The organism is Borrelia coriaceae, assembly GCF_023035295.1.
Taxonomy (GTDB): domain Bacteria; phylum Spirochaetota; class Spirochaetia; order Borreliales; family Borreliaceae; genus Borrelia; species Borrelia coriaceae.
This window is the reverse complement of record NZ_CP075076.1, coordinates 122127-145292: the sequence shown is the minus strand read 5'-3', so window position 1 is coordinate 145292 and position 23166 is coordinate 122127. Positions and strand designations below refer to the sequence as shown.

Sequence of the window (23166 nt, the reverse complement as noted above, 5' to 3'; positions counted from 1 at the left end):
TTATTTTTGTGTCGTAATAGGAGAATTAATTTATGAAAGGTTTATTGATGTCTGTTTGTATAAGTTTGATGTTGGCTTTATTCTCTTGTGATAAAAATGATAATTCTAAGGATAATAGCTTTCAAAGTTCAAGGTCCATTAAAATAGCATATGTTAATTGGATAGGAGAAACGGTTGCTACTAATATTATGAAGGTTATTTTTGAGAAGATAGGATATAGTGTAGAGATATTTCCTGTTACAGCATCTATAATGTATCAATATTTAGCATCGGGACAGGTAGATGGTATGGTATCTGCATGGGTTCCTACTGCTGATAAATTTTATTATGAAAAATTTAAGGATAAATTTGTTGATCTTGGTGCTAATTATGAGGGAACATTGCAGGGATTTGTGGTGCCAAGTTATGTTACAATTTCAAGTATTGTTGAGCTTAAGGGTAGAGGCTCTGAATTTAAAAATAAAATGGTAGGAATAGATGCGGGGGCGGGTACTCAACTTTCTGTAGAAGAAACTCTCAAGCGTTATGGGTTAGATAAGGAGTATGAGCTCATTTCCTCAAGTGAGAGCGTAATGCTTGCAAGTTTAGAATCTGCCATTAAGAAAAATGAGTGGATTTTAGTTCCTTTATGGAAGCCCCATTGGGCATTTGCCAAATATAATATTAAGTTTTTAGATGATCCCTTGTTGTCAATGGGGGGGCCTGAGAATATTCATTCTCTAGTTAGACTTGGGCTTAAAGAAGATGATCCTGATGCTTATTATGTGTTTGATAATTTTTATTGGGGGGAGGATTTGTTGTTGCCTTTAATAAAAAAGAATTATAAGGAGCCTGGACAGGAGTATAAAAATGCTGTTGAATTTGTTGATACTCATAAAGAGTATGTCAAAAATTGGGTTCCAGATAAATACAAAAATTTATTTAATTAATCTTGTTTTAAATTCTTGAAGCGATTTGAATATCGGTTTTTCAATTGGTAATGACTCAAATCCTCCTTTAAATAGTGCATTGCATCTAAGCAATCTTAATGCAATTAAGGTCAAAGCAGTTATAATGTTATGTCTTTTGAGACATTGTATTGCGTAATTTGAGCAGCTAGGTTCATATATGCAACAAAAACCAAAGATTTTAGAAAAAGTTTTTTGATATATTTTGATTAATAAGATAAATATTAAATTGAGCGGTACTGAAAGCTTTGTTAGGATGTACATATGTATAATAATATTATAATCTTATTATACTATATGTTAATATATTAAGTATTAGAAAATAAATGTTTTACTGTATTTATAGGAGAGAATATTAAGCATTTAATATTGATTTTTATTTTATCGTTTCCTTCTTATGCAGAGGTTATTACAATATCGGCTAAAGATGCTGTTCGTATGGCTTTAGAGAATAGTCTGGATTCTAAGAATGCTGAGTATAAAGAAAAGATAAAAAAATTGTATAAAGATAATTCGTGGAATGTTTTGATGCCAGATTTAGGGTTTACATCAAATCTTTCTAGGCAAAATCATTTTATGCCTAGTCTAGAATCAAGAGGGTATTGGAATTTAGACTTTGGTGTTTCTGCTTCTCTTTTGGTATCTCCATCTATTGCTCATAAACTTAGACTTGCTGTTTTGAATTATGAGGATGCTATCATAGACAGAGAAAAAGCTATTAAGCTTATTAAGTTGAATGTTTTAAAGATGTATAATGAGCTTTTAGCTCTTAAGAGTATTTCAGAAGTGTTGAAGAGTCAGTTTCAAAATAGCAAACTTAAGTTTGAGCAAGTAAAAATTGCTTATCATAATGGAATTGTTTCTGAGATAGATTATCTTGATGCTAAGCTTAAGCATAGTAACTTTCAGCGTAGTCTAGATGAGCAAATCATTCAGTTTGAAGGGACTAAGGAAAGGTTTAAGTTATTATTAGGACTGGGTGTCTTGCAAGATTTTGAAACTGTAGGGGAGTTGTCAGATGAGAGCTTAGACATTTCATTGTTTGATAAAGTCATAGATATTAATGAACATGTAGAGGTGAAAGAGTTAAATAATTTGACTAAAATTATGAAGACTACTCTTGATAGTCTTTGGTTAGATGCTTTCTTGCCAAGACTTTCGGTTTCATTTTCTTATAATCCTGGGAGCATTTCTTTTAGTGATGGTTTTGGTGGTTCATTGAATCAAGGGTTGCAGTTTTCTTTGGGGTTAACTTATGGTTTAACTGAGATTTTGCCATTTTCAAAAAGTTTTGTAGGAATATGGGAACAAGATTATCAATTAAAGTCGTTAAAAAATCAAGTTGAAAGTAAGATTCGTGAATTTAAATCCGATATTATTCAAAAACGTAAAGGTGTAAGATTACATAAGTCTATTTTGGATAATTCTAAGATAAATGTCGAAATATCTAAGAAAAATTATCAGGTAGCTTTTGATGCTTTTAATGCGGGTACCATAGATCTTGTAAAATTAAATGACATTGAAGCTTCCTATAAGCAAAATGATTTACAATTTATAAGAGATAAGCTCAATTATGCTAATGCAATACTTGAATATAAAAGTTTAATAAATGATTTGGATTAGTAAGGGTATTGAGTGCATGTGGGTTTTAATGTGAGAGGTAATTTTAAGTATTATTTATTTGTTTTAGTTTTATTATTTGGTTTTTCATGTAGTGACGAGATTGAGAGTGAAATTCAAGGGGATATTGCCACCAATGATACTGCTAATGAACCTTATAGATTTCCAGTTGTTGCTATTAAAGCTTGCAAGGGAGCTTTGAGTAATTATATTCCTTTAAATGGTGATATAGATACCAAAGTTAAGGCTGAGGTATTTCCCGATATTGCAGGTGAAGTAATGTCTCTTAATATAAGGCTTGGAAGTTATGTAAAAGAAGGGCAAATTATTGCAACGGTCGATCCTTCAAGGCCAGGTTTTTTTTATTTAAAAAGTCCAGTAAGAGCACCGATGTCTGGGTATGTTTTGGCTATTAATTGCAGAGTTGGGGAGAGAGTTGATCCTCAAAAAAGTATTGCTTTAATAGGTCGAATGGATGTAATGCAGATTAAAACTTATGTTTCTGAGAAATATGTCTTGGACATTAAAGTTGGCAATAATGCAATTATTGAGCTTGAATCTTATCCTAATGAAAAATTTAAAGCTAAGATTTCAGAAGTATCTCCTGTTTTAGATTTTAAAAGTCGTACTGCTGTAGTGTATCTTGAACCTATAGGGAATAATACAGGAATGGTTATTGGTATGTTTGCCAAGATCAAACTTGTTACTAAACATCTAGACAATGTAGTTAAAATTCCAAGCCGTGCTTTTATTGAAAGAGAAGGTAAACTTTGCGTATTTAGACTAAATACCGATACAAAAACAGTAGAAAGAGTTTTTCCTTCAATAGATTTTGAGGTGGATAATATTATGTCTATTAGAGAAGGTATTAATGAGGGTGATTTAATTGTTATTGAGGGTATATCTTCTCTTTCTGATGGAGCTTATGTAGATATAGTTGATATTCAAGATGGTCTTGATATTGAAGACAATGTTTAATTTTTGAGGTTTCAGTATGTTGATAAAGAAGATTGTTGATAAGCCAATAACGATGTTAATATTGTTTTCATTATTGATAATGCTTAGTCTTTATACTTTTTCAAGATTAAAGATAGATTTGCTGCCCAACATTGAAGAGAATAATATAACTGTTTCTACACAGTATGCGGGCAGTTCTGCAAAGGAAGTGGAGGAAAAGGTTACAAGCCTTCTAGAAGGTAATTTATCTTTAGTAAAAAATATAAAAACAATAACTAGTAATTCATTTAAGGAATATAGTCTTATTAATCTTCAATTTTATCATGGAACTGATTTAGATTTAGCTTTAAATGAAATAAGAGATGCGCTTGAACTTTCAAGAAATATGTTGCCACAAAGTGCAGACTTTCCTAAAGTTGATAGAGGAAATTTTGGCTCTTCCTCGTTATTATCTTTTGTTATGTATGCTGATAGACCAGTTTTAGAACTTAAGGGATATGCAAATAATATTCTTAGGCCCAAGTTGGAAAGACTTAATGGGGTTGGACGTGTTCAGGTTACTGGAGATGGGGGTAAGCATATTTTAATTGAAGTGTCTCAAAATAGGTTAGAGGCATATGGACTTACTTTATCAGAAATAGTACCATTTATTTCTTCTCAAAATATTGAATTTTCAGTTGGTAATGTATTAGACAATAATTTGAAATACCAAGCACAAGTGTCTGGAAAGTTTAACTCAATTAAGGATTTGGAAGATGTGGTTATTGCTTATAAGGAGCCAAGCACTTATTCTTTAGGTAATAATTCAATTGTTCAGGTCAGGCTAAGAGATATTGCAAGTATTAAGAATACTGCTCAAGCTCCAGAAAATTATGCATATTATAATGGTAAACCCTCCATTGTGCTGTCCGTACAAAAACAGAGTGATGCAAATTCTGTTGCTGTTGCAGATGCGGTAAATGCAGAGGTTGAAAAAATTAAGCTTGCACTTCCAAAAGATATATCTTTAGATATTTTTTATAATAGTGCTGAACATATTAAAAAGGTTATTTTTTCTGTTGTTGATTCAGCTTATTCAGGGGCAGTGCTTGCATTATGTATTATTCTCTTATTTTTAAGAAATTTTAGAGCCACAATTATTATTGGTATTACAATACCAATAGCAATTATTCTTACCTTTTGTTTGATGTATTTTGCAAATATTTCTCTAAATGTTATGAGTCTCTCAGGTCTTGCTTTGAGTGTTGGTATGCTTGTAGATTGTTCTATTGTTGTAATAGAGAATATATATAGATATAGGCAAAAGGGTGCGAAACTTATCTCATCTGCCATTCTTGGCACACAAGAAATGATGTTGCCAATTATGGCTGCAACTTTGACATCAATTTGTGTATTTGCTCCTATGCTTATTTTTAAAGCTGAGTTAGGCATTATTGGTGATTTTGTTAGAGATTTTGCTTTTACTATTGTAATATCTTTAGTAGCTTCTTTTTTTGTTGCAGTTTTTTTAGTACCTGTGCTTTCAAGTTATTATGTTGGGCTTTACACTACTTTTCAAAAACCTATCAAAAATGAATTGATTAAGAAGATTGATGGGGTTTTATATGGAATTTATTCTATTTTAGAGAGATCTTATGTTAATTTGCTAAATTATGTTTTGAGTCGCAAACTAGTTTTTTCGTTCGTTGTTCTTATTTGTTTTATTTTAAGTTTCATCTTGTTGCCTTTTTTAAATGTATCTCTTATGCCTTATGAATCCTCTTCCTTAATTGATTTTAATTTTAATTTTCCTCATAAGACAAGTTTGGATATTTCAAAATTTTATTCGGATAAAATTTTAGAAATTTTAAAAAGTGAAATTAAGGTATATAAGAGTATCGTTTCTGAAATAAATTCGAGTGGGTTTGTTTTTAAAGTTAAATTGCCTTTAAAGGAGGAAGTTAATGAAGAACTGCTTGAAAATGAAGAGGATATTCAATATAGGGTTTATAAGCGTGTTGAGAGTATTTATCCTGACTTTAGTTCTAATGCTTTTTCACAAGGGGGTGGTGGTCCTTTTGGTTCTCCTCCTATTGAGATCAAAATTACCGCTTCTAATTTTGAGTATGCAAAAGAATATGGGGAGTTATTAGTTGGTCTTTTAAAGAAAAAATTTCCTAGTCTTGTTAATCCTAGACTTAATGTGCGAGAAGAGGTTCAAATTGATATAGAAATAGATAGAGAAAAGGCCTATTTTTATGGGGTTAATCTTGAAACTATCTCAAGAGAAATTAGGGCTAATATTGATGGAATTTTGGCAGGAAAATATATTGAAGATGGAATAAGCTATGATATTTTGCTTAGGCTTAATAGAGGCAATATTGTTAGTTTGAGGGATTTAGACAAAATATTTATTATAAATGCATCTGGTATTAAAGTTCCTTTATCTTCAATGTCCAAAATTAGAAAGGTTAAAGGAATTACTGAGATTCCCAGAGAAGATCAATCCTTAGTGGTGAAGCTTACAGCAGGTATTGCTCCTGGTGAAAATTTAGCTTTAATGACAGCAAAGGTAGTGGATTTTGTAACTAATAAGGTTCCTCGCAAGGATGGTATCTTGGTTAAATTTGAAGGAGAATACAATGAGTTTGCAAGTAATATGAAGCAATTTAGGGTGATAATTTTGATGGCTATTTTACTTGTATTTGGAGTAATGGCAGCTCAATTTGAATCTTTATTAAAGCCATTCATTATTCTCTTTACAATACCATTAACCTTGATAGGTGTTGTGTTGTTTTATTTTATATCGGGAGAAAAAGTTTCTGTTTTTACTGCTATTGGTATGCTTATGCTTGTTGGTGTTGTTGTTAATACAGGAATTGTGTTGATAGATTATATTAACTTATTGCTTAAAAGGGGCTTTGATCTTAAAGAGGCATTACTTGAAGCAGGTCGTTCTAGGTTTAGGCCAATTTTAATGTCTGCTTTAACGTCAATAATTGGACTTTTCCCTATTGCGTTCTCAGGTTCTAGTGATAATAGTCTTGTAAAACCAATTGCTTTTACCTTTATTGGCGGAATGGTTGCTAGTACGTTTTTGACTTTGTTTTTTATTCCTATGATTTTTGAAATTTTTTACAAAATTTCTATGAAAAAATTTATTTTTTTTAAATCATGGATTCTTGTTGGCAAAACTGATCTTAAGGGAGCAAATGAGAGGTTTTCAAATAAAAATAAAAATGTAAATAGTATAGATATTTCTAAGAGTAGTACTAAAGGGGATACTAAGGCTGATGATAATTCGAATGATTTTTTTATTGATGAAGATTGAGGTTGACAGGAGGGTGTGTGTATAGGGCAGAGGTAATTTCTAATCTGTCTTTAGAGCTTGATTTGCATGAACATATAAGTAGGATAGAGAAAGATTTGGGTGAATATATATATTATTCTAAGATATATAATGTTAAAGGAAAAGGACGCAAGGGTGAAAAGCAGGGTAATGCAATTTGGCCTGAAGAAAATTTTATTCTTATAATTTATACCAATAATTTGGTTGTTATAGAAAGATTAAGAAGTGCTATTGAGAGTTTAGAGCAAGAATATCCTACTGAAGGAATTAGATTTTTTGTTATAGGTAACTAGATCTTTATTAGTTTTGGTATGTATATCTACTTTATATAAATTTATCTGTTGACTAGTTTGTAGGTCCTGAAAATTGAATTATGATTTTATCTATTTAAGGTGTTATAATTTATTTAAAATATTAGTTATTATAAGTGTGTAGTAGGGGTTATATGTCAATAGTAAAGACCTTTTTTAAAATTGCTGACAAGCATAGCAATATAATTGCACAAATATATAGAAGCAATAAAGAATATTTCAGTGTTACTTATGAGGAGTTAAAAAGTAATGTTTTAAAATTTGCAGCATTTTTAAAAAAGATGGGTTTGGGATATCAGGATAAGGTGTTTATTTGTTCTGAGAATAGAATTGAGTGGAGTGTTATAGATTTTGCGATTTTAGCTTTAGGTGCTGTAGATGTTCCAAAGGGAGCTGATGTTACTCTTTTTGAATCTGAAATTATTATTAATAATATTCTTCCTAATATAGTCATAGTTGAAAATTTAAATCTTCTTGATTTAGTGGTTCAAGTTAACTTTAAAGTTAACCCTATAATTGTTATTATTGATGATTTAGATGAAAGTGAAAAGCTACGTTTCAGTGGTTTTAAAATCTATACTTATAAAGAGTGCATTTCAATTGGAGATAAATCAAGATGCGATGAGGAAATTATTGAAATTTTAAATGATATTAATTCTGATGATATGGCAACGGTAATATATACTTCTGGTACTACAGGGAATCCTAAAGGGGTAATGCTTTCTCATGCTAATTTTCTTTATCAAGTGTCTAGTTTTAGTAGAATGATTAGTACTCATGAGGGACAAATATTTATGTGTATCTTGCCAATTTGGCATTCATTTCAGCGATCGTTTTCTTATAATATTTTTCTTAAAGGTATGACTTGCTTATTTTCAAGTATTATTCCAAGAAATATGCTTGATGATATTAAAAATATTAATCCACATTATATCGCGGCTGTTCCTAGGCTTTGGATTGCAATAAGGCAAAATATTTTTAAAGAGATTGCGAAAAAACGCATCCTATCAAGATTATTATTTAAAATTTTTGTTAAATCAGCATGCTTGAATGATATTTGCTATAGGATAGTTTTAGGGTTGTATCCTGATAATGGATTTGATTTTTTAATTTCTATCAAAAAAACGTTAGGAGTTTTAGGTTTAGTTGTTTTGTTTCCTCTTAAAGTTTTGGGAAGCTTAATTATTTTTAAAAAAATACGAAAAGTTTTTGGCAGTAATTTTGTTGTCGGGATCACGGGTGGTGGTAGCATGTCTTTATCTGTTGTCAGGTTTTTTAATTCAATAGGTATTGAGCTTGCTAATGCTTATGGATTAACAGAGGCGTCTCCTGGTATTGCGTCTAATGAACATAAGAAAATAATACTTGGTACTTGTGGTAAGATATTATCTGGAACTGTTGCTGAAATTAGGGATGAGAATGGTAATAGGCTTAAAAAACCAGGAAAGGGGGTCTTGTTTATTAAAGGTCCTCAGGTTATGATTGGGTATTATCAAGATGAAGATGCTACAAGACAAATTATTGGATCTGATGGATTTTTAAATACGGGCGATATTGTTAAGTTATCAAGGGATAATGTTGTTCAGATTATAGGTAGAGAAAAAGATACTATTGTTTTAAATAATGGAGAAAATATTGAGCCTGCTCCAATTGAGATTAAACTTGAGGAATCTTTATTGATTGAAAAAGCTGTTGTTGTGGGCCAAGATCAGAAGTTTTTGGGTGCATTGATTCTTCCTAATTTTGAAGAGATTAATAAATATTTAGAAAGCATGGGTCAAAAAATTCTTGATGCTCATAATAGGCAGCAGATTGTTGCAAATAATATTGTTCTTAAAGCTATTGGTGATGAGATCAAAAAGCTTATTAATAGAGCCAATGGATTTAAGCCTTTTGAGCAAATATTGAAATTCGTTCTTTTAGAAAAACCATTTGAAGTGGGGAAAGAGATGTCTATTAAGATGGATGTTAAGCGTAATTATATTTTAGATTTTTATAAAAATGAGATAAAAAATTTATTTTCTTAAATTATTTTAGATATATTTCAAGTTCGTCTATGTCTTTTAATTTTGTATTAGGTGGTTGAGATTGCCTATACACAAAACCGTTTCCTTTGATTTTGATTTTTATGTTTTTGTAGTTTTTTAAGATTTTTATTAAGTCTCTTTTTGAGAGTCCTGTAAGTTTTGGGAGGCTTTCTGTTGTTCCATATTTTATTGTAGGTTTTGGTATAATAACTTTTGAAGAAGCTTTAATTTTATTATATCCATTTTTTTTGTTTTGATTTTCAATCAATTCTATTATGTCTTTAGCTATTGGAGCAGCAATTCTTGTTCCATATATTATCTTTTTAGGATATCTATAAACAATATATATGATGTATTTAGGAGCTTCTGTAGGATATATTACTAGTATTGATGATGTGTAATCTTCGTCTGAATATTTGCCTGTGTTTTTATCGATTACTTGGGAAGTTCCACTTTTTGCTGAAATATTTAAGTTTTTCATTTTCAGTTTTGGTATTCCTCCTTTATTTACAACTTCCCGCATCATTTTTAAAACTTCTTTTGCTGTACGACTAGATATTACTTTTTTAATTTCTTCTTTTTGAAATTTTTGAATTGTATTTTCCATGTCGTTGCTTATTTTTTTTATGATTTTGGGTTTTATCATAGTTCCATCATTACTTAATACGCTAGCGGCTTGTAATATTTGAATGGCAGAGACTCCTATTTCTTGTCCAAATCCTATTGTGGCTTTGCTTCGTCCTGACCATTTTGAATGGTGAGTTAAGAGACCTTTTGTTTCTCCAGGAAAAGGAAATCCGATTCTTTCTCCAAACCCAAAGTCTATTAGTCTGTTATAGAAATATTCGTTACTTACTTTGTCTGTAATGTGTGCTATTCCTACATTTGATGAATAAATTAAAATTCCACTAGGATCGATATAGTCATAAGGAGGATTTAAGGTTTTAATTGTGACTATTTCTCCTGATTTGAATTTTTTTTGGTATATACCGTTGTCTAAAAATTTTTCATTTAATTTTAATAATCCACTGTCTAATAGAATTGCTACTGTAAAAATTTTATTAATACTTCCAGGTTCATAGGTTAGGGAAGTAGCAAAATTGTTCCATATTTCTTTAGGATATTTTGAATAATCATTTGCATCATACTGTGGGAATTGAAGCATTGATAAAATGTCTCCATTTTTAGCGTCCATTACTATGGCAATCATATTTTCAGGTTTATTTTCTTTAAAGTATTTTTTTGCTATTTGATTTATACCTTTTTGAAGTTCTATATCTATTGTCAAGTATATGTTGTTTATACTTAATTTTTCATTTATGGATTGTTGTTTTGTAAAATCTTCATTTAATATATTGTTTAGAGAGAGCTCAATACCTGTAAGTCCAGTGTTATCGGTTCCAACGAATCCTGTAATATTGCTTGTAAGTTCTCTAAATGGATAAATTCTTGTGTAATCTGGATAAAGTATGATATCTTTTAATCTTCCTTCTGATTGAATTCTTTTAATTAGTTCAGATTCTTCTCTTGTTATTTTTCTTTTTATATAAGTGAATCCTTTTTTTGAAGATAATTTTTGTTTAATTATTTGAGGTTCAATTTTTAGTATTGCGCCAAGAGTTTCTGATGTATTTACAATATTTTTTATTTTATTTGGATTTGTTCCGACTGAATGTGATTTTGAAGAGAAGGCTATTATTTTGCCATTTCTATCATAAATATTTCCTCTTCTTGAAATATAGTTTATGTTTTGAGAAAAATATTGTATATCTTTTGATGACATTAGAATAAAATATTTATAGATGGTTAACAGTGTTATTATGAGGAAAATTATTAGGACGATATTTAATCTTAAACTGCTAGCAAAATTTTTGTGCATTAAATATTTATATGCTCCTTATATTATAGTAAACATTTGACAGTTAAGGATTTGGTATTAATTTTTTCTCATATTTATAATATTATATTATGAAAAGATTAAATTTGAAATTAATAAATTAATAAGTAGAGGTTTAAATATAGTGGATATTAGAACTTTAAAAGGTTTTAGAGATTACTTGCCAAAAGAAGCGTTAATTCGTACTCATGTTATAAAACAAATATATAGTGTTCTTGTTTCGTATAATTTTGATTTAATAGATACTCCTATTCTTGAGTATTCTGAATTTCTTTTAAAAAAAGGCGGGGATGAAGCTGAAAGACAAACTTATCGATTTAAGGATAACGGTGATAGAGATATTTCTATGCGTTTTGATTTAACGGTTCCTTTTGCAAGATTTATGGCTACTAATAGGTCTAAGATTAAATTTCCTTTTAGGAAATCTCAGTTGGGAAAGGTATTTAGGGGTGAAAATACGCAAAGAGGTAGATATAGGGAATTTATGCAATTTGATTTTGATATAGTAGGTGAAGATACTTTTCGTAGTGATGCTGAAATTTTATCTGTTGTTTATTGTGGTCTTGAAGAGATTTTTTTAAATTTTATACAAGGTATTAATAGGAAGTTTGTTATTCATTTCTCTCATATTGGAATATTGAATGCTTATATTGATAAGTTGGGATTAAAGGAGCAAGCTACCTTTATTTTAAGGAATATAGATAAATTAGGTAAAATTGGGATTGATAGTGTGAGAGAAAATTTGCTTTCACAGCTAAGTGAAGAATGTGTTAATTTCATATTAAACTTTATAAGTTTAGAGGGAACTTTTTGGGATAAACTTGAGACCTTAAGAGGTGTTTTAGGAGATAATGATTCTCTTAAAAGAATTGAAGATATTTTTTTGCATCTTAGTGAATTAGGGATTCAAGATGCTTTTAATTTTAATCTTAAGGTAGTTCGTGGGCTTGATTATTATACCGGACTTGTATTTGAGGCTGAAATGATGGGCATTAATATGGGGAGTATTTGTAGTGGTGGGAGATATGATAATTTATTGTCTTTATTTTCTAGTTCTTTGCAAAAGGTTTCAGGCGTTGGGGGATCTTTTGGTATAGATAGGATTCAAGATATAATTGAACTTGAGAAATTTAATTATATTAAGTTGTTTGTAGTTAAAGCGAGTTCAAGAGTATTGATTGTTAATATAGACGATAGTTTACAGGATTATTATTATAAACTTGCAGATAAATTTAGAAGACATGATTATTCCAAGATCAATAATATTGCTTGTGAGGTATATCCGAAGAGTAAAGATGGTAAAAATATTAAGGTTCAAATAGAATATGCTCTTGATAAGTCTATAAGGTTTTTAATTTTTGTAGGCCAAGACGAATATAGAGAAAATAAATTAAAAGTTAGAGATTTGACTAAAAAGGAAGAGTTGTTATTATCTTTTGATGAGGCTATTAAATTTATTAAAGGCAATGACAAATTTTTATGTACACCTTTTTAATTTAAATAAATTTAAGTTTTATTGACTTTGCTTGTTTAGGCAAGCATTAGGTCTTTTGTTTTTCTATTTTGCGTATTGTAATTGCGTTGAGAGTTAATGTGTTTGTATTATAATCATATTCTATTTGTCCTAGTATTTCAACGCAATCTTTAAAATTAATGTCAATATCGAAAGTTGTTTTTGTTGGTATTATGCCTTCAAGAACATTTTTGTTATATCCTACATAAAAGTCAAAGTAAGTTATATTCTCTTTTTTTTCAATGTTGTTTGCAATTCCTTCCCATTTGACATATACATTTGAGTAAATTAATGGGTTTTTTTTAATTTCTTTTAAAATTAAAAAATCGTTGAATGTAATGAAGTCGGGCCTTGAGATGAAGCTTGCAAGGTTTTTAGCTTTAAGTTTAATTGATTCTGATGCATTGGAATTTAATATTTTATTTATTTCTATTCTTGCGAAATTGTCTTTGCCTTTTTTTAAGTGAGTTTTGATTTTTTGGAATGAGTTTTTAATTTCAGTTTCAGTAAGTATGAATACAAATTGTCCTTCTTGGTTTTCAATTTTTTCTTTGTCATTTATTTTAATATCATCAATGTATGCTGCAATGTTGTTAATATTTTTTTTCGTATTTATATTAGGAACACTTAATGGTAATTTAATTGTTTCGTTGGAATGTATGATTAAAAATATTGCTATCAATAAAAATGCAAGTCCTGCTATTATTATCAATATCCTTATTAGTTTGGATAGATTTTGCCCTGTTTTTACTTTGAGTTTTGGGAATAGTCTAGCATATATTTTGTTTCTATTGAGAAATAATGCTCCTTGGATTGGATTTTTTCGAATGGTTTCTAAAGAGAGTTCTGAGCGTTCTATTTCTTGATTTTCTTCTATCATTTTAAGCCATATCTGTATGGCTTTGTCTTCTTTGCCTTGAGCTGCTAATAGTATTGCGATTGATTGTTTGACATCTGGTTCTGTTGGATTTAAAGTATAAGCTTTCTTTAGATATGTCTGAGCATTTCCTAAATTTCCCATTCTAAGATAAGACATTCCTAAAATGTAATGATAAAAGTAATAATTTTTATAAAAGAAAATTTCTTTTTCTAAAAGTTTTATTGCATCTGAGTATTTTTGAGAGTTATAATAACTAATAGATTTATTAATAAGTTTATTAACTTCCATTTGCATAAAGTTGAATTTACCCTCATGATATTATTTTATGTTTTATGTACAAATTTTATCTTAAAAAAATAATAAATAGAATATTGTTTTTTGTTTTAAAGAGGCCAGTTTGACTAAAAATTTATTAATGTTATAATTATATAAGCTCATTTGGGATTTATACATATTTTAAAGTGGTAGGAATGTGTCATCAGAAAAAATCGCGGAATTAATCAAGGATATTTATTTAAGCTTCAGGAAAGGTGATTTTAAGACAGCTTTAATGAAATCAGAAGAAGCACATTCTTTTGATTTTGATAATATTGAAATTTTAACAGCTTTAAAAAGTTCTGTATATTGGAATGGTCAGATCGAAAGTCTTGATCGCATAGATAAAGACTATGAGAAGGCTGAGTTTTTAATAAGGGAATGGAATAATTTTGCTAGAAGATATTTAAAAAAGATGAATTTTGATTTTATTCAAGGTCGCAACGCAATTAAGTATTTTGTATTTCAGCTATGTTTAGAGATATATAAAAATATATATAAATCACAACCAGAAAACTTAGACATTTTAATAAAAATTGCTAAGTCTTACAAGGGAATGGGTAATTATGAGAGAGCCATAGCTGTTTTTTTGCAGATATTAGGGGATACAAAAGATAATGCAGATGTAGTTGCTGAACTTGCTGATTCTTATGCGCTTATTGATGAAATTAAGGAAGCTAAGGTATTATTTAGAGAGGCTTTTTTTATTAATCCCCAAAAGATAGATATAGATGCGCTTGAATCTGAGATGATACTTAAGTTAATAGAAGCTATTAAAAGTGATAGAAATATTTCTGACACTCTTATTAAGGAGTGGATACCTGTTTATGGGGCACTAAATGGTGTTTTTAATATAAAAAGAGAATTAAGGCCTATTGAGCTTGGTCATTTAAAGCAATCTGTTTATAGTTTGCGTAATGAACTTAAAGAAAAGTCTTATAGATCAATAAATGAGAGCATATTGCTTCCAAGGCTTATTAATAAATATTTTTGGCTTATTGATCATTATGTAAGGATAAAAGAAGATCGTGTTAGAATTGATGAAATTTTATCTTATATTAAGGAAATAGATATAGGAATATATCAGCAATATGTTAATTAGGTTGGTTTTAATAAAATTGATATTAGGAGAGTTGAATGTCTAATATTACTATAGAAAGATTAGATAATATCTTGCAGGAGGATAAATGGACAAGGATAGTTGTTAATAATTATTCTCTTGCCAAGATAAAGGAGTTGGATGAGTTAATAGATAGTATAATTTCTGAAAATTTAACAGAAGAAGCTTTGGATATTTGTGGAAAACATTTAAAGGATGTAAAAAAAAGTATTGCTGGTCTTTATATATCAGGTATGCTTATATATAGTAGAAGGCCGCTTAATGATATGAGTTTACTTACGGTTGTAGATTTATTTTCACAAAATTTAAAGTGGTCTCTTGTTGAACATATATGTCATAAGATGCTTTTGACTTCTGAAAATAAGCATGCACTTTATACACTTGCAAAGATATATGCACAGAATAATGAAAATGATAAACTTCCAAATATTTGGATGCGAATTGTTGAAGCTGATATTGATGATACTGTATGTGTAAGGCAACTTGCTACTCATTATGAGAATATTGATTTGCAAAAATCAATATATTTTTTTAGAAAGGCCATTTACCGTTTTATTGATAAAAAACAAATGTCAGGCATTCGAGAAATATGGTCTAAGTTAATCAAACATGTTTCTGATGATTTTGATTCTTTTCTTCTTATACTTCAGAAAGTTGAGAAAGAACTCGGATTTAAAAAGGTTGTTGTTCTTTATGAGGATTTATATGAGCATTATTCTGTAAGTGAAAATATTGATGAAACAATAGAAATTTTGAAGGGGATTTTGAAGCTTGACAATAAAAATCAGAAAGCGAGAGAAAAATTAGTTATTTTTTTGAGAGAAAAATATAAAGAAGTTAAAAATATTGAAGAATATCTTGAAAAGTCTGATATTGAAAATTTGGATAAAAATTTTGTTGATGTTTATTCCGATTTTGAGAAATATCTATTTTTTGCTAAGGGTAATTTTGTATATCATCAAACCTGGTTTGTAGGAATAGTTAAAGATGTAAATGAACAAGGTATTATAGTCGATTTTGTTTCTAAACGAGGACATTTTATTAGTTTTGATATGGCTATTTCTGCTCTGTCTCCTCTTACAAAAGAAGATATTCGAGTGTTAAAGGCTATCAAGCCCAAAGAAGAGCTTGTAGAGAATCTAAAAAGAGATGTTGAATGGGCTTTAAAGATAATTATTAAAAGCTATAAGTCAATTGATCTTAAGGGGATAAAAAGAGAACTTGTTCCGAGTTTAATGACTCAGGGTGCGTGGAATGCGTGGAGCGTAAAAGCCAAGCAAATTTTAAGGGATAATCCTCATTTTGTTATGGCATCCGGCAAAGCTGATTGTTATATATATAATGAGAAAGCTTCTAATTTTAATGACAAGATTTATGATAAATTTAAATTAGAAAAAGATTTTTATAAGAGATATGAAATTTTTACGCATTATTGTACTGCTGGTGGTGTTGTAAAAGATTTACATGTTGCAGAAGAAATGCTTAATTATTTTTTGATTTATGTTAATAATTTTGCAAAAGTTGATCATTATGTTATAAGTTCTTATGTAATACTTAAGTCTTTGAAGAATCCTGAGAGTGGGGTTTCCTTTAAGGTTAATATTGAAAAAGATATTAATTTAGAAGTTCTCTTAAGTGAATATTCCAAAGATATAGTTGATCTTTTTGATTCAGTCGTAAATGCAGAAATTAAAAAGGAGTTAGTTTTCTTAATCAAGGAAGAATTAGTTAATTGGGTTGCTTATTATAAACAGCTTTTTCCTTGTTATGTTAATAAAAAATTGATAGATTCGCTTTACAAGGAAGATATAAAAGAAACCGAGCAGCTTTTTAATTATGTGATAAAGAATTATAAAATTTATAAAGACGCTTATATTTGGATTTTAAAGCATTACACTTCGTATTCACTCAATTTAGATTATTCTGATTCAGAGTTATTGATAAGTTTGATCAAGATTTTAACAGACAGTGTTATTAAGATTAATAATAAGAATAATTCTGTTGCTAACAAGAGAATTTATAAGATGGTAATTAATCTTTTAATTAAGGATAAATATCTCAGTTTTGTTTTAAGTAATGTTATGGATGAGGAGCTTGCCAAGAGGATATATATGACTTGTTTTTATATAAGAGATTTTCCAGCAAAGGATCTCTTACATATTAAAACTGCAATAAGATCTGTTTTTGTTGATCTTGAATTTGAAGATGAAAAAATGCAATTTTCAGGAGATAAAGTTGAAGTAGGATTCTTGACGATTTTAAGTTCTCTTAGTAAAAAGCAGAAGGAATTACAGTACTTAAAGGATGTAGAGATTCCAGAAAATTCTAAAGAAATTGGTAAGGCCCGTGAACTTGGTGATTTAAAAGAAAATGCGGAATATCATTCTGCAAAGGAGAGACAGCAATTTTTAACAAAGAGATTGAATTCTCTTATGTTAGAGATAGATATTGCAAAAGTTGTTGATACTAAAGAACTTCAAAGCTCTGTTGTTGGATTTGGGACAAAGGTTACTATGGTGAATAAGGATACAAAAAAGGAAGAGTCTTATTTGATTTTTGGACCTTGGGAATCAAATCCTGATGAGGGTATTATATCTTATAAATCTCCTTTTGGAGAAAATTTGTTAGATGCAAAAGAAGGTGATAATCTTGATTTTGTAATAAATGATACTCATTTCCAATATTATGTTAAAAAGATAGAACCTGCCAAAATTAATTAAGGGGTAAGATGTCTAAGTCAAAAGATAAAATAGATGATTCTTCTTTAAATGACAGATTAAATAAAGAAAAGGCTATTGAGCTTGTTAGAATTCAAATAGAGAAGGATTTTGGTAAAGGAAGTCTGATTAAGATGGGGGAGTCTCCTGTGGGGAAAGGAATAGAGAGCATATCTAGTGGCTCCATTTTACTTGATGAAGCAATTGGTGTTGGGGGATATCCAAGGGGAAGGATAATAGAAATTTTTGGTCCTGAATCTTCTGGTAAGACTACTTTAACTCTTCAAGCTATTGCAGAGGTTCAAAAAAATGGTGGTATAGCAGCTTTTATTGATGCTGAGCATGCTCTTGAACCTGTTTATGCGAGAGCTTTGGGTGTGAATATTGATGAACTTTGGCTTAGTCAACCTGATACAGGAGAACAAGCTCTTGAGATTGCTGAATATTTAATTAGAAGTGGTGGGGTTGATTTAATTGTTGTTGATTCTGTTGCAGCTTTAACACCACAGGTAGAGATTGATGGAGAGATGGGTGATTTTCAGATTGGGCTTCAAGCTAGATTAATGAGCAAAGCTTTAAGGAAGATTACGGGTATACTCTCAAAATCTAAAACTTGTATTATGTTTATTAATCAATTAAGAATGAAAATTGGTATAATGTTTGGTAATCCAGAGACTACTACTGGAGGAAATGCTTTAAAATTTTATTCTTCTCTTCGTCTTGAAGTTAGGAAAATTGAACAGGTAACGGGCCATTCTGCAGATGATATTGTTGGTAATAAGGTAAGAGTGAAGGTTGTAAAAAATAAAGTAGCACCTCCTTTTCGTAAAATAGAGCTTGTTATTTATTTTGGTAAAGGTATTTTGCGTGAGGCTAGTATATTAGATGCTGCAATTAAGTATAATTTAGTACAAAAAGCAGGTGCATGGTATGCTATTGGAGATGATAAGTTAGGGCAAGGTAGAGAGAGTGCAATTAATTATCTCGTTAAAGAAAAAGAACTTGCCGATGCACTTGAAATTAAGCTTAGAAAGATAATTTTTGAAGGCTTTAATTCTGAGCCTCTTGAAATTGGTACACTTAATTTTAAAAAAGATAAAGAATAAAATGGTAAGTTTAGATGATTATTTGATTGTTTGTAATGATTTTAAAGGAGGGATAGAAATTTTCTTTGATTATGTAAGAAATAGAAGGGAAGTTTTAAAAACTTTTAATTTAAATAAAATCATAGAAGATTTTTTGACATTTTCTGAGAGTATTGATATAGATGTGAAAGAGTTAATTAAGTTTTATTCTTTTTCAACCAGTTTGCTTTATTTAAAAACGCAGATTCTCTCTCCAGTAAAATTGAAAGATAAGAGATTGGTTGAAAAGGAAATAGTGAAAAAGTTAATAAATTTCAGTGAAAAATATGCAAAATCTAAGTCTATATCTCAGAGTTTAAAGAATGATATGTGTTTAAATGTGTCTAAATCTGCATTTAGAGAAGATAATATTTTTTTTGGAAATATTGATAATGTTCAAGGTTGTATGATTGAAATTGGTAAGGTTAAGAGGAAGGTTAGGTCAATAAGTTCAAGTAAAAATCATGATGATATTCTGTGTAATGAATTTAGGCCTAATATTATCTTAGGTACATATGATGCTGAGATTTTAGCTAAACAAAAAAGAATTATTGCTCTTTTAAGTAAGGAAGATAGTTTTCTTTTTGAATTTTTACTAAATTTTGATGATAATTTTTATTTTTTTGAGAGATTTTGTTATTTTTTAATTGTTCTTGAATATAAAATGTCAAATATTATAGATTTAGTTTATATAAATAATAAGTTGGTTTTAAGAAAAGGGAAAGGTATTGACAAATCTAAACAGCAAGGGTCTTAGGGTTCATGTTTTTTTGGCAGAAAAAGGTATAGGATCTAGGAGGTTTTGTGAGAATCTTATAAGAAAAAATCTTGTCAAAATAAATGGTAGTCTTGCAAAGCTTGGAGATAAAGTGTCTTTAGGTGATAGAGTAGAGTGTAGAGGGCAGATATTTGTTTTTAGGGACTTTAAAGTTGAAAGTAAAATTTATGTAGCTCTTCATAAACCTAAGAATTATTTGTGTTCCAATTTTGATCCAGAAGGGAGGAAGTTGGCAATATCTTTGGTACAGCCTTTGTTTAAAGAACGTTTGTTTTCAATTGGTAGACTTGATTTTAAAACCTCTGGACTTTTACTTTTTACTAATGATGGTCAGTTTGCAAATAGTATTGTTCATCCAAAAAGTGAGGTTGAGAAGGAATATATTGTTGAATCAAAAAAGGCTTTTAATGAAGATTTGCTTATTAATTTTAAACATGGAATAGAAATAGAAAGGGAGCTTTTTAAGTTAAAATCTTACGTCATGCTTGGTAATCATTCTGTTAAGTTAGTTTTAACGGAAGGTAAAAATAGGGAGATTCGAAAAGTTTTTTTAAGTAAAAATATTTTTTTAAAAAAAGTTCATAGAATTAGAATAGGTAATATTAAATTAGATAATTTAAAAGAAGGACAAATTAAAGTTTTGTCTCTATCTAAAATTAATAGATTCAAGACACGGCTTTTGGGGGCATATTAGTGATAATAGCGATTGACGGTCCTTCAGCTTCGGGAAAAAGCTCGGTTGCAAAATCGTTAGGGATTCGATTAGGTTTTAAGGTTATTAGTTCTGGTTATTTTTATAGAATAATAACCTTAATTGCTCAAAGATTTACTTTAAATGAATATGATTTACTTAGTGAGAGCAAGGTTTTGGAACTTGTATCACAAAATGATATTAAATTTAATGGTGTTGATTTTTTGCTTAATGGTACAAATGTTATAAGTTATATTTTTAATGAAAAAATAGATTTTCAAGTTTCTCTTTATTCTTCTTATATGGGTATTAGGAATATTGTTAATAAAAAATTAAGAGAAATAGTTAAATTAAAGGATGATAATTATATAATAGAGGGTAGAGATATTACTACTGTAGTATTTCCGGAAGCTAAAGTTAAGATATATCTTGATGCTTCTGTTAAAGTGCGTGCTTTAAGACGATATACTCAAAGAAGTAAGGGTATAACTTTAAATGAGTTAGAGCAAGCACTAGAGAGACGAGATGAGATTGATCAAAATAGAGAGTATGGTAAATTGAAATTGGTTAAGGAAGTGTTTTATATTGATACAAGTTATAAATGCTTAGATAATGTATGTGATATTATCATAAAGACGTTTAATTTGAAAAAAAAGTGATAGAGAGGTGAGGATGGAAAATCAAGAAGATTTGCAAGAAAATTATCTAAAGGTTCTTGAAAAAGTAGAGCTTGGTAGTAGTGTTTCTGGTGTTGTTGTAAATATCATGAAAGATTATGTGCTTGTAGATATTGGTTATAAATCTGAAGGTTTTATTAAAGGCGATGAATTTGAAACCATTCCAAATATTGGAGATAAAATTGATGCAATAGTTACAAAAGTAGGCGGAGAATTGGGATTAGTTCTTAGTGTTGCAAAGCTTGATTCTCTTAATCTGCAAGATAAAATTGATGAATATATTGCAAATAAAAAGGTGCTTAAAGGCAAGGTTTTAGTTGAACTTTCAAGTGGCTATAAAGTCCAAATTAATGAAAATGTTACCGGGTTCATGCCGTTTTATTTGAGCTCTAAATTTAGGGATGAGAAATTGAAAAGAGGCTCAATAGTTGAGTTTTATATTGTTCAGGCAGATAAAACCGATGGTCTTAGACTTATTCTTGATAGAAAAACTTTAGAGCGTGAGAGAGAGTTTTTAAAGAAAAAAGAACTTGTTAGTTCTTATAGCGAGGGAGATATAGTTGATGGTGTTGTTGAGAGAATTACAGATTATAGTGCTATTATAAAGATTAAAAATCTTGTTGTAGGTATATTGCATAAAAGGAATATTGCATTTAATCGTGTTGAGAGTATTGAAGATTTTATTCGTGTTGGTGATAAGTTAAGATTGAAAGTCATAAAGTTAAATGTAGATGCGGTAAAAATGGAGTTATCTCTTAAAGCTTTAAAGGCAAATCCTTGGGATTCTGTTGAGTCGAGGTATAAAGTTGACAGTATTGTAAAGGGCAAAATTGTTAAAATATTACCCTTTGGTGCTGTGGTTGAGCTTGATAGTGAGATATCAGGGTTTCTTCATATAAGTAATTTTTCTTGGGTAAGGGTTATAAAAAGTCCTCAAGAATTAGTTAAGGTTGGTCAAATCGTAGAAGTTAAGATTTTGGAGATAGACAAAGAAAGTCAAAAAATATCTTTAGGTATTAAGCAAGTTAATGGGAATCCATGGACCAATTTGGCTCAAAGATGTTCTGTAGGTACGGTTGTGCAAGGTGTTGTTAAAAATATTACAAGAACTGGTGCTTTTGTGAGCATTGAAGAAGGCATAGATGCATATATTAGTAAATTTGATATTTCTTGGGTTGATGAAGTTAATCCTGAGGAATACTTTGAATTAGGAAGTTCAATTAGTGGGAAAGTGATTGAGTTTGATGCAAAGAGGCAAAATATTAGGTTAGGAATTAAACAGTTAGAAGAAAATCCTTGGGATGATTTTTCTAAGAGTTATAAAAAAGGTGATACTCTTGAAGTTGAAATTGTAGAGAAAAAATCAAAAGGACTTCAGGTGAGAGTTTATGGTAGGATAATGGGATTTATTAGTAAAATTCAACTTGGAGATACAAAAGAGTCCAGTTTGGAAACTTTTGAGAATTTGAACGTTGGAGACAAGCTTAAGGTTATAATTACCAATATTGACTTTAAAAATAAGTTGGTTTTGCTTTCTTACAGGGCATATAAGGATCAAAAATCAAGCGAAGAGATTTCTTCTTATTTGTTTAAAGAAGATGATGAAGAATCTTATAAGCCGTTTGCAAGTCTGTTAAAGAGGAATTCCGATGTTTAAAAATAAATTTTTTGTGGGTATTCTTGCAATTATCGTTTTTGTGGGAATTGTCATTTATTGTTATGGTTCTATGGATGTAGATTATGTTAAAGAAGGGGGGGAAGTAGTAGAAAATTTTGAGAGGGATTTAAGTCTCTATTTAAGAGCACAAAATGTTGAAGAAAAACATCAATTAGAGCTTAAAATAGAAGAGTTTGTCAAGAAGAGAGATGATGTTGCTTATGAATTTCTTCCACGGTTTTATCTTGCAAGATCTACTTATTTTCAGAGTAAAGGTTTATACAAGGAAGCTCTTGAGGATTTAGATATTGTGATTGATTCAAAATGGATTGAAAGGGAACTTGCTTATCTGAATAAAGCTGTGGTTTATGAGAAAATGGGGCAGGTGGAGGATGCTTTATTAATATATGACAATTTGCTTAAACAAACTAAATTAGATTTTATTAAAATTAGGGCCTTGCTTAGTAAGGCAGTATTAGTTGAGTCACGAGATAAAAAATTGGCTATTGATATATACTCAGAAATTGTGAATTTTCCTTATGAAAATAACTTATATGTTAATGTTGCCAAGAATAAGCTTTTGCAGCTTAAGTGATTTGGTTTTTTT

The 23166-nt window shown here is 29.6% G+C and carries 18 protein-coding genes; 15 read left to right on the top strand and 3 right to left on the bottom strand.

Annotated elements, in window-relative coordinates:
- Nucleotides 1–32 precede the first annotated feature (32 nt).
- Nucleotides 33–929: a glycine betaine ABC transporter substrate-binding protein gene (locus bcCo53_RS00710; protein ID WP_025407825.1), complete on the top strand. Its 897-nt coding sequence runs from the start codon at nucleotides 33–35 to the stop codon at nucleotides 927–929.
- Here the strand turns inward: bcCo53_RS00710 and yidD are convergent.
- A complete protein-coding gene (gene yidD, locus bcCo53_RS00705; RefSeq protein ID WP_155806395.1) occupies nucleotides 918–1211 on the bottom strand; it encodes a membrane protein insertion efficiency factor YidD in 294 nt (97 codons plus the stop codon). The genes bcCo53_RS00710 and yidD overlap by 12 nt on opposite strands.
- Before the next feature lie 174 nt (nucleotides 1212–1385).
- Between yidD and bcCo53_RS00700 the strand changes: the two genes are divergently transcribed.
- The 5 genes from bcCo53_RS00700 (at nucleotide 1386) to bcCo53_RS00680 (ending at nucleotide 9190) form a co-directional block, all read left to right on the top strand.
- Nucleotides 1386–2570 carry a TolC family protein gene (locus bcCo53_RS00700; protein WP_081725080.1) on the top strand — a complete coding sequence of 395 codons (1185 nt, stop codon included), beginning with the start codon at nucleotides 1386–1388 and terminating at the stop codon, nucleotides 2568–2570.
- A 12-nt stretch (nucleotides 2571–2582) separates the two neighbouring features.
- Complete coding sequence (locus tag bcCo53_RS00695; RefSeq protein ID WP_025407823.1) at nucleotides 2583–3545, top strand: efflux RND transporter periplasmic adaptor subunit; 963 nt, start codon at nucleotides 2583–2585, stop codon at nucleotides 3543–3545.
- A 16-nt stretch (nucleotides 3546–3561) separates the two neighbouring features.
- A complete protein-coding gene (locus bcCo53_RS00690; RefSeq protein WP_025407822.1) occupies nucleotides 3562–6834 on the top strand; it encodes an efflux RND transporter permease subunit in 3273 nt (1090 codons plus the stop codon).
- 17 nt (nucleotides 6835–6851) lie between these two features.
- A complete protein-coding gene (locus bcCo53_RS00685) occupies nucleotides 6852–7145 on the top strand; it encodes a PG0541 family transporter-associated protein (protein ID WP_025407821.1) in 294 nt (97 codons plus the stop codon).
- A gap of 152 nt (nucleotides 7146–7297) precedes the next feature.
- Nucleotides 7298–9190: an AMP-binding protein gene (locus tag bcCo53_RS00680; protein ID WP_025407820.1), complete on the top strand. Its 1893-nt coding sequence runs from the start codon at nucleotides 7298–7300 to the stop codon at nucleotides 9188–9190.
- A gap of 1 nt (nucleotide 9191) precedes the next feature.
- Here the strand turns inward: bcCo53_RS00680 and bcCo53_RS00675 are convergent, their stop codons facing one another.
- Nucleotides 9192–11069, bottom strand: a complete 1878-nt coding sequence (locus bcCo53_RS00675; protein WP_025407819.1) for a penicillin-binding protein — start codon at nucleotides 11067–11069, stop codon at nucleotides 9192–9194.
- A gap of 142 nt (nucleotides 11070–11211) precedes the next feature.
- On the opposite strand from bcCo53_RS00675, the gene hisS reads away from it, so the two are divergent.
- Nucleotides 11212–12582, top strand: coding sequence for a histidine--tRNA ligase (gene hisS / locus bcCo53_RS00670; protein WP_025407818.1), 1371 nt, complete (start codon nucleotides 11212–11214; stop codon nucleotides 12580–12582).
- Nucleotides 12583–12628: 46 nt separating this feature from the next.
- Here the strand turns inward: hisS and bcCo53_RS00665 are convergent, their stop codons facing one another.
- Nucleotides 12629–13768, bottom strand: coding sequence for a tetratricopeptide repeat protein (locus tag bcCo53_RS00665; protein WP_025407817.1), 1140 nt, complete (start codon nucleotides 13766–13768; stop codon nucleotides 12629–12631).
- Nucleotides 13769–13952: 184 nt separating this feature from the next.
- On the opposite strand from bcCo53_RS00665, the gene bcCo53_RS00660 reads away from it, so the two are divergent.
- Genes bcCo53_RS00660 through bcCo53_RS00625 form a run of 8 tightly spaced genes read left to right on the top strand, consistent with a single transcriptional unit; the run spans nucleotide 13953 to nucleotide 23154 of the window.
- Complete coding sequence (locus bcCo53_RS00660) at nucleotides 13953–14897, top strand: tetratricopeptide repeat protein (RefSeq protein ID WP_025407816.1); 945 nt, start codon at nucleotides 13953–13955, stop codon at nucleotides 14895–14897.
- A 35-nt stretch (nucleotides 14898–14932) separates the two neighbouring features.
- Nucleotides 14933–17635 carry a transcription elongation factor GreA gene (gene greA / locus bcCo53_RS00655; protein ID WP_025407815.1) on the top strand — a complete coding sequence of 901 codons (2703 nt, stop codon included), beginning with the start codon at nucleotides 14933–14935 and terminating at the stop codon, nucleotides 17633–17635.
- 8 nt (nucleotides 17636–17643) lie between these two features.
- On the top strand, nucleotides 17644–18738 hold the full coding sequence (gene recA / locus bcCo53_RS00650; protein ID WP_025407814.1) for a recombinase RecA: 1095 nt from the start codon (nucleotides 17644–17646) through the stop codon (nucleotides 18736–18738).
- A gap of 1 nt (nucleotide 18739) precedes the next feature.
- On the top strand, nucleotides 18740–19513 hold the full coding sequence (locus tag bcCo53_RS00645) for a hypothetical protein (RefSeq protein WP_038364793.1): 774 nt from the start codon (nucleotides 18740–18742) through the stop codon (nucleotides 19511–19513).
- On the top strand, nucleotides 19485–20228 hold the full coding sequence (locus bcCo53_RS00640; RefSeq protein ID WP_025407813.1) for a pseudouridine synthase: 744 nt from the start codon (nucleotides 19485–19487) through the stop codon (nucleotides 20226–20228). The genes bcCo53_RS00645 and bcCo53_RS00640 overlap by 29 nt, the downstream gene beginning before the upstream one ends.
- The gene (gene cmk, locus bcCo53_RS00635) at nucleotides 20228–20884 is read left to right on the top strand and encodes a (d)CMP kinase (RefSeq protein WP_025407812.1); all 657 of its coding nucleotides are present in this window, start codon (nucleotides 20228–20230) and stop codon (nucleotides 20882–20884) included. The genes bcCo53_RS00640 and cmk overlap by 1 nt, the downstream gene beginning before the upstream one ends.
- Nucleotides 20885–20897: 13 nt before the next feature.
- Nucleotides 20898–22559, top strand: a complete 1662-nt coding sequence (locus bcCo53_RS00630) for a 30S ribosomal protein S1 (protein ID WP_025407811.1) — start codon at nucleotides 20898–20900, stop codon at nucleotides 22557–22559.
- The gene (locus bcCo53_RS00625; RefSeq protein WP_025407810.1) at nucleotides 22552–23154 is read left to right on the top strand and encodes a tetratricopeptide repeat protein; all 603 of its coding nucleotides are present in this window, start codon (nucleotides 22552–22554) and stop codon (nucleotides 23152–23154) included. Before bcCo53_RS00630 ends, bcCo53_RS00625 begins: the two co-directional genes overlap by 8 nt.
- Nucleotides 23155–23166 lie beyond the last annotated feature (12 nt).